This is a genomic window from Nitrospirillum amazonense (assembly GCF_007828035.1).
In the GTDB taxonomy this organism is placed as follows: Bacteria; Pseudomonadota; Alphaproteobacteria; order Azospirillales; family Azospirillaceae; genus Nitrospirillum; species Nitrospirillum amazonense.
Genome location: NZ_VITV01000005.1, coordinates 65,809 through 77,838, shown reverse-complemented (window position 1 = coordinate 77,838; position 12,030 = coordinate 65,809). Strand labels below are relative to the sequence as shown.

The following is a 12,030-nucleotide window of genomic DNA, read 5'->3' as shown; positions in this document are numbered from 1 at the left end:
CCACCTATGGAGTCTTCATCATGAGCAACGTTTCAAAAGTTTGGTTGGTTACCGGCAGCGCCGCCGGCCTGGGCCGCGATATCGCCGAGGCCGTGCTGGCCGCCGGTCACCGCCTGGTGGCCACCGCCCGCCAGCCGGAGCGGCTGGCCGACCTGCACGCTCGGTATGGCGACCAGGTGCGCCCCCTGGCGCTGGACGTGACCGACGCGGCCGCCGCCCGCGCTGCCGTGGCCCTGACGGTGGAGGCCTTCGGCCGCCTGGACGTGGTGGTGAACAACGCCGGCTATGCCGACGTCGCCCCGTTCGAACAGATGGACCTGGAGGTCTTCCGCGCCCAGATCGACACCAACCTGATGGGCGTGGTCAACGTCACCCATGCCGCCCTGCCGGTGATGCGGGCCCAGCGCGCCGGCCACATCCTGCAGGTGTCATCCGTCGGCGGGCGGCTGGGCCGGCCGGGGCTCAGCGCCTACCAGGCGGCCAAATGGGCCGTGGGTGGCCTGACGGAAGTTCTGGCGGGGGAGATCAACCCACTGGGCATCCAGATCTGCGCCCTGGAGCCCGGCGGCATGCGCACCGGCTGGGGCACCCGCTCGCTGCGCGACACGCCGGCCATCATGCCGGACTACCAGACCTCGGTGGGCGCGCTGGTGGAGATGTTCAAGCCCTATATCGGCAATGAGGCCGGCGACCCGGCCAAGATCGCCCAGCTGATCCTGCGCCTGGCCGACCACCCCACCCTGCCCCCGCACCTGCTGCTGGGCAGCGACGCCCTGCATTACTTTGGCTTGGCCGATGGCCAGCGCGCGGCCCAGCTGGCGGCGTGGGAAGCGGTCAGCCGCTCCACCGACGTGGCCTATGACGGCCCCGTCCCCGCCCTGCCGGAGACGGCGCCCCAGGCGGTTCTCACCCCGCCCGCCGCCCGTCAGTCGTGAGGACAGCCCCATGAAGGTCATCCTGTTCGGGGCGACCGGCATGGTGGGCCAGGGGGTCATGCGGGAATGCCTGCACGACCCCCGGGTCACCCAGGTCCTGGCCGTGGGCCGCACCGCGACCGGCGTGACCCACCCCAGGCTGTCGGAACTGACCCACCCGGCCATGGACCGGTGGGAAACGCTGGACGGGCTGCTGGCCGGCTATGACGCCTGCTTCTTCTGCTTGGGCGTCTCCTCATCCGGCATGACCGAGGACGCCTATACCCGCATCACCCACGGCCTGACGCTGGAGGTGGCGCGCACCCTGGCCCGCCTGAACCCGGGCATGACCTTCATCTACGTCTCCGGATCCGGCACGGACGGGACGGAGCGGGGGCGCACCATGTGGGCAAGGGTCAAGGGCCGGACGGAAAACGATTTGCGGCGCCTGCCCTTCAAGGCGGTGTACCTGTTCCGCCCCGGCCTGATCCCGCCCCTGCACGGCGCCCGGTCCAAGACGCGGGCCTACCGCCTGTTCTACACACTGACGGCGCCGCTGCTGCCCCTGGCCCGCCGCCTGTTCCCCAACCAGGTGCTGACCACGGTGGAGATCGGCCAGGCCATGCTGAACGCCGCCGAGAGAGGAGCACCCCAGGCGGTGCTGGAGACAGCAGATATTCGCAGGGTGGTCGCTTAAATCCACACGTCGTTCAGCGCCGTGCGCTCACCCGTGCCGGCGTCGCCCGTGTTGACCACGCCGCGCGGTTCGATCAGCAGCAGCTTCACCTCCGCCTCGGCCGAGGGCTTGTGCTCCACGCCCTTGGGCACCACGGCCATCTCACCAGGACCCAGGGTGATGGCGCCGTCGCGGAAGTCCAGGCGGAGCGTTCCCTCCAGCACGATGAAGGTCTCATCCGTGTCGGCATGGGCGTGCCAGAGGAAGTCGCCCTCGAGGCGCGAAAGCTTGAACTGATAGTCGTTCATTTCCGCCACCACCTTGGGCTGCCACTGCTCGGTGAACAGGGCGAACTTGTCGGCGAAGCGGATGGGGGTGGGCGGCATGACGGTCTCCGGTTTGATGTGGGCGGCACCATGCCGCCCCACCGGCACACCGGTATTGGACGTTCGTGCGCGGCGCGTCCTTAAACGAAAACCCCGCCCACCGGTGGGTGGACGGGGCTTCGAACTGATCAAACCGGAAGGGCCAGCGATCAGCCGGCTTCGGCCTGCTTCTGGGCGCGCTTGCGGTCGGTCGGGTCCAGCAGGCGCTTGCGCAGGCGGATGGACTTCGGCGTCACTTCAACCAGCTCCTCGTCCTCGATGTAGGCCAGGGCCTTTTCCAGGGACATGTCCATCGGCGTGGTCAGGCGCACGGCCTCGTCCTTGCCGGCGGCGCGGATGTTGGTCAGCTGCTTGCCCTTCAGGACGTTCACTTCCAGGTCGTTGCCACGGCTGTGCTCGCCGATGATCATGCCCTGGTACACCTTGGCGCCCGGCTCGATCATCATGGGACCGCGATCTTCCAGGTTCCACAGGGCGTAGGCCACGGCCTCACCCTCGCCGTTGGAGATCAGCACGCCGTTGCGCCGGCCCTGGATGGGGCCCTTGTACGGGGCGTAACCGTGGTACAGGCGGTTCATCAGGCCGGTGCCGCGGGTGTCGGTCAGGAACTCGCTCTGGTAACCGATCAGGCCGCGCGACGGCACGTGGAACACCAGGCGGACCTTGCCGGCGCCGGACGGACGCATCTCCAGCATGTCGCCCTTCCGCTCGGAGATTTTCTGGACGACGACGCCCGAGAATTCCTCGTCCACATCGACCACCACTTCCTCGATCGGCTCCATGCGCTGGCCGTTCTCATCCGTCTTCAGCAGCACGCGGGGACGGGAGATCGACAGCTCATAGCCTTCGCGGCGCATGTTCTCGATCAGGATGCCCAGCTGCAATTCGCCACGGCCGGCCACCTCGAACGCGTCGGCGTTCTCGGTCTCGCGCACCCGCAGCGCGACGTTGCCCTCGGCCTCGCGCATCAGGCGGTCACGGATCATGCGGCTGGTGACCTTGTCGCCTTCGCGGCCGGCCAGCGGGCTGTCGTTGACGCTGAAGGTCATGGCCAGGGTCGGCGGGTCGATGGGCTGGGCGGCCAGCGGCTCGGACACCAGCGGCTCGCAGATGGTGTCGGCCACGGTGGTCTTGGTCAGGCCGGCGATGGCGACGATGTCACCCGCCTGCGCCTCTTCCACGCCCACGCGCTCCAGCCCGCGGAAAGCCAGCAGCTTGGAGATGCGGCCCTGCTCGATCAGCTTGCCGTCAGCGGTCAGGGCCTTGATGGCCATGTTGGCGCGGGCGACACCGGTCTGGATGCGGCCCGTCAGCAGACGGCCCAGGTAGGGGTTGGCTTCCAGCGTGGTGGCCAGCATGGTGAAGGGAGCGTCGACGTCCACCTTGGGCGCCGGCACGTGGCGCAGCACCAGCTCGAACAGCGGGCGCATGTCCTCACGCGGGGCGTCCAGGCTTTCCGCCGCCCAGCCGTTGCGGCCCGAGGCGAACAGGGTCGGGAAGTCCAGCTGCTCGTCGCTGGCGTCCAGCGCCGCGAACAGGTCGAACACCTCGCTGTGCACTTCGTCCGGACGGGCGTCGGAACGGTCGACCTTGTTGATGACGACGATGGGCTTCAGGCCCAGCTTCAGCGACTTGCCCAGCACGAACTTGGTCTGCGGCAGCGGGCCCTCGGCGGCGTCGCACAGCAGGATGACGCCGTCGACCATGCTCAGGATACGCTCCACCTCGCCGCCGAAGTCGGCGTGGCCGGGGGTGTCGACGATGTTGATGCGGGTGCCTTCCCACAGGACGCTGGTGCACTTCGCCAGGATGGTGATGCCGCGCTCACGCTCCAGGTCGTTGCTGTCCATGGCGCGCTCGGCGACCTGCTGGTTGTCGCGGAAAGCGCCCGACTGGCGCAGCAGCACGTCAACCAAGGTGGTCTTGCCATGGTCGACGTGCGCGATGATGGCGATGTTACGCATATCCATTGGACGCTAATCCCGCGAAGCTTGGGGCCCGGTCCAAAAACGCGACGTGCGCCTGGCGATGGCCCAAAAACAAAAGCCCGCCCCCTGACGCATCGGCGCCGGGACCGGGTTTCACGAGGCGGAATATAGCTATTGGCAGGGTCGGGAGAAAGGCCTGCCGAAGGGGGTTGGACGCAAGAGGGGGTTACGGGTACCGCAAGGCAGACTATAAATTTGCCACGATCTTGTTGGTTAAGCTCATGTCCGCCGGCCCTTTTTCCTCACTCGGGGCACCTGGGCCGGCCCCGGTGCGTCACAAAGACTTAACGCTGCCCGCCAGCGGATGGGTCGAAAAACAAGGAGGCAAAACCCCCGCCCGGGCGCCCCGCCCCGGCCCGTCATCCGCCTGGCCCCAAAGCCCGCCCGACCACCCGCAGCCGTTGGAGCCCGCGTCGCCCTTCGCCGCCCCCCGTCTTCAGCACCGAGTGCCGGTCCGCCCGATCGCCTTGGCGCTGCTCCCCTCCCTGAGCTTGGCCCTGCCCCTGGTGTGCTGGTCCGCGCAGGGATACGCCCAAGATGCGCCCGCGGCCCAGCCGGCGCCGTCGCCCGCCACACCGCCGTCCAAGCCCGACGACGCGGCCGCTGAGGATGCGACCAAGGACGGACGCCCTCAAGGCGCGGCCCAGACCGCCGACACGCCCGCGGACTCGTCCAATGATGCGGACACGCCCGGCGCCGTGCTGGCGCGCAAGGCGGAGCAGGCGCCCGACGCCGCCCCTGCCGGCCAGCCGGACGCGGAGCCACCACCGGCGACCTACACCGTGGATTTCCACCCGGCCCCGGGGGTTGAGGCCGACGACGGCCTGATGGACGTGCTGCGCAGCGCCTCTTCCCTCATCACCCTGCAGAACGATCCGCCGTCGTCGCTGCTGGGCCTGGAGAAGCGCATCGACAACGATTACGACAAGCTGGCGGCCGCATTGCGTTCCGAAGGCTATTTCGACGGCAGCGTCATGGTGAAGGTGGACGCCGACGCCAAACCGGTGGCCGTGGTCATCGAGGTGACACCGCGCCAGCGCTACACGATCTCCAAGATCACCCTGACCCAGACCGACGGCTCCCCGCCCCCCGGCGGCCCGCTGGACCTGGGCAAGCTGCACCTGAAGCCGGGCGACCCCGCCCGGGGGCCGGCCATCCGTGACGCGGAGGCGGCCGTGACGCCCCTGATGGCGACGCGCGGCTACGCCCGTGCCAAGGTGGGACAGCGCGACCTGGCGGTGGACGTGCAGGCCCACACCATGGCTGTGGCCTTCACCCTGGACCCGGGGCCGCTGGTGCGCTTCGGCCCCACCACCTTCACCGGGCTGGGCCGCCTGGACCCCGAGGTCGCCTATGGCCGCCTGCCGTGGAAGCCGGGCGACGTGTACGACCCGGCCAAGGTCGATACCGCCCGCAACAAGCTGACGGACCTGGGCGTCTTCTCCCAGGTGCGGGTGGTTCTGGACGACGTGCCGGGCACGGTGCAGCCGGACGGGTCGCGCGAGGTTCCCATGCTGGGCCAGATGGAGGAACGGGATCGCCACTTCGTCAACACCGGCCTGACCTACGGCACCACCGACGGGGCGGCCGCCACCGCCACCTGGGGCGACCGCAACTTCCTGGGCGGGGCGGAGGCGCTGACCGTCACCGGGTCCATCGGCGGCATCGCCCGCAAGAAGTTCCGCGATTCCGACGGGCTGGACTACAGCCTGGGCAGCACGCTGAAAAAGCCCGACTTCCTGGAAACCGACACCACGCTGAACCTGTCGGCGCTGGCGGTTTCCGAACATCCCGAGGCTTATTCCCGCGACGCCATCACCCTGGGCGCCATCGTCACCCACCCGCTGACGCCCCATCTGACGGCCAGCGCCGGCGTGACGCTGGAGCAGTCCTCCATCCGGCAGGACTTGACGGGCAACGGCGTGCTGACCACCACCGACAACACCCTGGTGGGCGTGCCGGTGACGCTGAACTTCGACAACACCGACAACCTTTTGAACCCCACGCAGGGTTATCGCTGGAACACCGGCCTCATTCCCTATTTCAGCCCCTTCGGCGACAGCGGCACCTTCGTCATCGGCAAGGCCGGCGGCAGCGGCTATTGGGCGCTGGACGACGCCAAAGCCTATGTCTTCGCGGCGCGGGTGAACCTGGGCGCCGTCTTCGGCGGCTCGCTGGCCCTGGTGCCGGCCGACAAGCGGTTCTTCGCCGGCGGCGGCGGCTCGGTTCGCGGCTACGCCTATCAGAAGGTCGGCCCGCTGGACGTCAACAACGACCCCACCGGCGGCCGCTCGCTGATCGAGACCAGCGCCGAGCTGCGCATCCGCCTGACCGACACCATCGGCCTGGTGCCCTTCATCGACGGCGGCAACGTCTTCGAATCCGCCTATCCGGACCTGAGCCAGGGCATGCGCTGGGGCGCCGGCCTGGGCGTGCGCTATTTCACCTCTTTCGGTCCCCTGCGCCTGGACGTGGGCGTGCCGCTGGATCGCCGCAGCGGCGACAGCATGTGGCAGCTGTACGTCAGCATCGGCCAGTCCTTCTGACGGAACCCGGCATGTCCGACACCCTTCCACCGCCCGGTCCCGCCCCCGCCCCGCCGCCCCCTCACCGTTCCTGGGGACGGCGCCTGCTGTCGGCTGGCCATGTCGCGGCCTTCGCCATCCTGGGCATCGTCGCCGGCCTGGCCGCCGCGGCGGGCATCGGCCTGTGGTGGATGGACACGGGCTCCGGCCGTGCCTTCGCCACCCGCCAGGCGGAGGCCAATGTGCCGGGCCTGAAGGTGGAGGGCCTGTCGGGCCTGCCCTTCCACCCCCGGGTGGCGCGCGCCACCCTGGTGGATCTGATCACCGGCAAGCCCTGGCTGCTGGTGGAGGACGCGGCGCTCGACTGGCGGCTGCTGCCCCTGGCCCACCGCGAACTGGCCGTGGACGCGCTCAGCGCCCGGCGCATCTGGGTGGCCCAGCCGGCCCCCTCGCTGGAGCCGCCGCCGGACGGCACGGTCAAGGACGACGCCAATCCCCTGACCCTGCCCTTCAGCATCACCCTGGCCCGCCTGGACCTGCCGCGCATCGAGCTGGCGCCCAGCCTGGCCGGCGGCCAGGGGGCGGCGCTGTCCACCAGCGGCACGGTGCGGCTGGGGCCCAACCTGGACGGCGACAGCCGCCTGACCCTGACGCAGCTGGACGGCGGGGCCGCCCATGGCGAGCTGACCGCCCGCTTCACGGCACCCGGCTTGACCAGCCCCGGCAGCCTGACCCTGGAGCTGCGCGGGCAGGAGGAGGCGGGCGGCCTGGTGGCCCGCCTGGCCGGCCACCCTGAACTGGGGCCGCTGACCCTGGACCTGACGGGCAGCGGGCCGCTGGACCGGTTCCAGGCGCACCTGGACCTGAAGGAGACGCCGCAGGCGGCCAAGGCCGCCGATGGCGGCAGCATCACCCCGCGCGCCGTGGCCCTGGTGGCCGACGTGGGCCTAGACCGGCCCAAGGGCAAGGCCAAGCGTGTCACCCTGGACCTGAAGGCCGCCCCCGGCCGCCTGTTGCCCGACAATCTGGTGTGGATGTCGGGCGACGCCGCCACCCTGCAGACGGCCGCCACCCTGGCCGATGACGGCACCATCACCCTGGAAAGCCTGGATCTGGCCGCCGCCTTCGGTCGCGTCACAGCCAAGGGCAGCCTGAAGGACAAGGGTGGCGACCTGACCCTGCAACTGGTGCCGGCGGCGCCGGAGGCCCTGTCCCCCGCCGTGCCCGGCCTGGCGCTGGGCAAGCTGGACGCCGTGCTGCACACCACCGACCCGGCGGCGGGCAAGGCCGGCGCCAAGAAGCAGCGCATGGTGACTGCCGACCTGACGGTGGAGGAACTGGGCTACAACGACGCCCATGTGCGCCACCTGACCGCCACCACCAAGCTGCAGGAGGACGGCACCCGCCTGCTGCTGGACCTTACGTCCAAGCTGCAGGGTCTGGATGCGCCCGGGCTGCCCCCGGCCCTGACCGACCATGCCGACCTGGCCCTGACCGGCGCGCTGGACCGCGCCAGCGGCAACATCCAGGTGGACAAGCTGGACCTCACGGGCGGTATCGGCCACCTGACAGGCAGCGGCAGCGCCCAGGCCTGGGGCCGCCAGGCCAAGGGCAGCCTGAAGCTGGCCGATGGCGAGCTGGCCACGCTGATGGCCCTGGCCAATGGGGGCGGCACCGGCGGCAAGGAACCGCCCAGCGCGAAGCCGGCGCCCGAGGACATCATCACCGGCCACGTGGCGGCGACGGTGGAGGGCACGGTGGCCGACGGCGTGGCCGAGGGCACGCTGTCCGTGCAGGCGACCGACCTGCGCACCGGCCAGCCGACGGAGGACGCGCTGCTGGCCGGCCGGGCGGAGATCAGCGGCAAGGTCCGCGCCACCCTGGACGGCAAGGACGTGGCGGTCACCCCGCTGACCGTGCGCACCGGCGCCATCGACCTGGCCGGCAACGTCACGCTGAAGGACAACACCCTGACGGCCGACCTGAAGGGCAGCGGCCAGGTGGTGGGCAACCCGGCCAGCGTGGCCGCCCATGTGGTCAAGACGGGGCCCCGCCTGACCGTGCGCGACCTGGCGGCGGCATTGGGCCCGAACAAGCTGGAGGGCGGGCTGGACGCCGACCTGGACCGGCGGCTGGCCACCGGCAAGCTGGCCGCAACCTTCCCCGACCTGTCCAGCCTGGGCGCCCTGGCCGGCACGCGCCTGGCGGGCCGCGCCAAGGCCGACATCGTGCTGGGCGCCGCCGCGGCCGCCCCGGCGCCCGCGCGTGCCGTCCGGCAAGCCAAGGCCCAGCAGCCCAAGGCGAAGAAAGGCCAGCCCGCCCCGCCGCCCCCCGCGCCCGCCAGGGGCGCCACCCAGGGCGTGGACCTGAAGGTGGTGCTGGACGAGCTGGTGGTGGAGGACCAGCGCATCCATCAGGCCACCTTGAGCGGCCATGTCGACGACGTGCTGGGCAGCCCCCGCCCCAACGTCACCCTGGCGGCCGACGGCATCGAGGCCGGCCAGGTGCTGGTCAACAAGGTGACCGCCGCCTGGCGCGGCACGCTGGGCGAGGGCGACATCACCCTGGCCCTGGACGGCACCACGGGCGTGGGCAGCGTGGGCCGCCGCCGCGCCTTCCAGGTGGAAAGCGCCGGCCACCTGACCCAGGCGCCGGAGCCCCGGTCGCCGAAGGAGGCGCGAGGGCCCACCGTGGCGCGGCTGGACCAGCTGGACGGCCGCCTGGACCAGACCACCCTGAAGCTGGCCGCCCCCGCCACCATCACCGTGGCCAAGGGCAGCGTGGCGGTGAAGGGCCTGGACGTGGCGCTGGGCACCGGCCGCATCCGCGCCGACCTGGCGCTGAACGGCAAGGAGGTGACGGCGCAGGTGGAGGCGACGGCCCTGCCGCTGGCGCTGGCCGCCCTGGCCGACCCGGCGCTGACCCTGGCCGGCACCCTGGACGCCAAGGTCACGGCCAGCGGCACCGCCGCCAACCCCACGGCCGACGCCACCGTCAGCATCCGCGGCCTGTCCATGCAGCAACTGGCCGTGACCCTGGACAGCGGGGCAACCGAGGCGCCGGGCACCGCACCCGAGGCCACGCCCGACGGCAAGCCCGCCGTCAGCGCGACCGTCGCCAACAATCCGGCCAACGCCACCGGCGCCGACACCACCCCGGCCAAGAAAAAGACGCTGGAGGTCAAGAACAGCGCCGACCGGCGGCTGAACGCCGACGCCACCCTGACCGCCGCCTGGCGCGGCGGGCGGCTGCGCAGCACCCTGGCGGCCCATACCGCCGACGGTGCGGTTGACCTGAACGCCGAGGCCGACACGCCCCTGGCGCTGAATCCGGAGACGATGTCGCCGGTGATCCAGGGGCCGGTCAGCGCCAAGATCAATGGCCGGACGGAGCTGTCGCGCTACAACGACTTCCTGGCTGCCTCGGCCCAGCGCATGGGCGGCAAGGTTTCGGTCGACCTGGCGGTGGCCGGCACGGTGGCGGATCCGAAGGTCACCGGTTCGGTCGACCTGATCGACGCGAAGTATGAGAACGGCGGCACCGGCACCCAGATCTTCGGCCTCAACGCCCATCTGGTGGGCGACGCGCGCGGCCTGGCGGTGGAGAAGTTCCACGGCAACACGGCCGACGGCGGTGCCGTGGATTTAAGCGGCCGCATCAACCTGGGCGATCCCAACGCCCAGGAAAAGGCGCCCGTGCTGGACCTGCACGTCACCACAACCAACGCCCGCCTGCTGCGCACCGACCCCATCACCGCCTGGGTGGACAGCGACCTGACGCTGAAGGGCCTGATGAACAAGCCGGACCTGGCCGGCACCGTGCGCCTGCGCGAGACCTGGGTCGGCCTGCCGGACAAGCCGCCGGCCGACGTGGCCGACCTACCCGTGCGCTACGTCAACGGCCGGCCGCGCCAACCGCAGGGCCAGATGTCGGCCGCCGGCGGCGGGCTGCTGGTCCATCTGAAGGTGGACATCAAGGCGCGCAACCGCATCTACGTCCAGGGCCGGGGCCTGACGGCGGAGTTCGCCGCCGACATGCAGGCGCGCGGCACCAGCGCCGACCCGCAGCTGACCGGCCGGGTCTTCCTGGTGAAGGGTGATTTCAGCGCCCAGGGCCAGACCTTCACCCTGACCAAGAGCGACATCACCTTCACCGGCGACAGCGACCCCCTGCTGGACATCTCCGCCTCCTCCACCAAGGCGGACTTCACGGCCATCTTGAACATCACCGGCCGCCTGTCCAAGCCCACCGTGGCCCTGACCTCGGACCCACCCCGCCCGCAGGACGAGGTGCTGTCCCGCCTGCTGTTCGACCGGCCCATCAGCCAGATCAGCGCGCTGGAGGCCTTGCAGTTGGCCCAGGGCGTGGCCCAGCTGTCGGGCGTGCTGGGCAGCGGCCCGGGCATCCTGGACAACGTGAAGCGCAACCTGGGCATCGACCGCTTGGAATTCTCCAGCGCCGCCGTTGGCTCCAGCGCCTTCGGCACGGTCACCGCCGGCCGCTACATCAACAGCCGCACCTATGTCGGCGTCAGCCAATCGGTAGGCGGCACCGGCACCAACGTCACCCTGGAATACGCCCTGACCTCCCGCCTGCGCCTGAACGGCGCCGTCGGCAGCACGGACGACACCGTGGGCCTGAAGTACCAGTGGGATTATTAGTCGGTCCGTTTTCCTCGAGCGCCGGCGTGGCCATCCGGCCTCTCGGCTTCCTCGCCGCGGCGGCCGCAGTCGCGGCCGAGAGGCGCCAAACCAGCGGGCCGCCAGGCCCGTAGGACGCGACCGCGTCCGCCGGAGATTTCCGGGGAACGAAGTGGACTGGAAATCGAGGAAGCCAAGCCGCCGGATGGCGGCGCCCGGCATCTGAGGGCTATTTACTAATAAAAGCCCCGACCAGGTCCTGCAAATTCTCCGGCACCAGGGAGAAGAAGCTGAGCAGGGCCATCAGGCCCACCACACCCAGCACGACGCCGGTGCCCCGGTTGATCCACAGGACGAGGCGCGGTGTGAAGTGGTGGCGGATGAGGAAGGTGCCGCCGCACAGGATGGACCACCAGCTCAGCGAGCCCAGGAACACGCCCAGGGTCATGGTGCCGGCCTTGGCATGGTCCAGGGCGCCGCCGAAGCCCACCACGACGGTGATGATGCCCATGATGGTGATGGGGTTGGTCACCGTCAGGAACAGGCCGGTGCCGACGGAGCCGATCAGGTTGCCGGCGTCGGGCGGCCTGTTCTTGCGCTCGTGCGGTTCCTTGAGCAGCGAATGGATGGCGGCGCCCAGCAGGAAGATGCCGCCGATGAGGCGCAGTTCCTTCACGTGGCCCAGCAGGGCCTCCAGGATGGCGTTGACGCCGAAGGCCGCCACGCCACCGAAGAAGCCGTCGGCCAGGGCGGAGCCGAAGCCGGTGGCGAGCCCCGCGATGATGCCCCGCTCCACCGTCCGCCGGATGCACAGCAGCCCGATGGGGCCGACCGGCGCCGCGATGGCCAATCCCAGGACGATACCCCGGATCAACACGCCGAAATCATCGAACAATGCGGA

General features: G+C 70.5%; 7 protein-coding genes. 4 read left to right on the top strand and 3 right to left on the bottom strand.

What is annotated here, in order from left to right:
* Window positions 1–20 precede the first annotated feature (20 nt).
* Window positions 21–935, top strand: coding sequence for an SDR family NAD(P)-dependent oxidoreductase (locus tag FBZ87_RS15445; protein ID WP_145611206.1), 915 nt, complete (start codon window positions 21–23; stop codon window positions 933–935).
* Between the two features lie 10 nt (window positions 936–945).
* Window positions 946–1,611, top strand: a complete 666-nt coding sequence (locus tag FBZ87_RS15440) for a Rossmann-fold NAD(P)-binding domain-containing protein (protein WP_145611205.1) — start codon at window positions 946–948, stop codon at window positions 1,609–1,611.
* On the opposite strand, the gene FBZ87_RS15435 is transcribed toward FBZ87_RS15440, so the two are convergent.
* Both FBZ87_RS15435 and typA read right to left on the bottom strand, forming a co-directional pair.
* The gene (locus FBZ87_RS15435; RefSeq protein ID WP_145611204.1) at window positions 1,608–1,976 is read right to left on the bottom strand and encodes a cupin domain-containing protein; all 369 of its coding nucleotides are present in this window, start codon (window positions 1,974–1,976) and stop codon (window positions 1,608–1,610) included. The two genes, FBZ87_RS15440 and FBZ87_RS15435, sit on opposite strands and share 4 nt — an antisense overlap.
* Before the next feature lie 149 nt (window positions 1,977–2,125).
* Window positions 2,126–3,946: a translational GTPase TypA gene (typA, locus tag FBZ87_RS15430; RefSeq protein ID WP_088872138.1), complete on the bottom strand. Its 1,821-nt coding sequence runs from the start codon at window positions 3,944–3,946 to the stop codon at window positions 2,126–2,128.
* Window positions 3,947–4,431: 485 nt separating this feature from the next.
* On the opposite strand from typA, the gene FBZ87_RS15425 reads away from it, so the two are divergent.
* Window positions 4,432–6,510, top strand: coding sequence for an autotransporter assembly complex protein TamA (locus tag FBZ87_RS15425; protein ID WP_145611203.1), 2,079 nt, complete (start codon window positions 4,432–4,434; stop codon window positions 6,508–6,510).
* 11 nt (window positions 6,511–6,521) lie between these two features.
* Window positions 6,522–11,150, top strand: coding sequence for a translocation/assembly module TamB domain-containing protein (locus FBZ87_RS29225; protein WP_186454783.1), 4,629 nt, complete (start codon window positions 6,522–6,524; stop codon window positions 11,148–11,150).
* 208 nt (window positions 11,151–11,358) lie between these two features.
* Here FBZ87_RS29225 and FBZ87_RS15415 read toward each other — a convergent pair whose 3' ends face one another.
* Complete coding sequence (locus FBZ87_RS15415; protein ID WP_088872141.1) at window positions 11,359–12,024, bottom strand: LysE/ArgO family amino acid transporter; 666 nt, start codon at window positions 12,022–12,024, stop codon at window positions 11,359–11,361.
* Window positions 12,025–12,030: the final 6 nt, after the last annotated feature.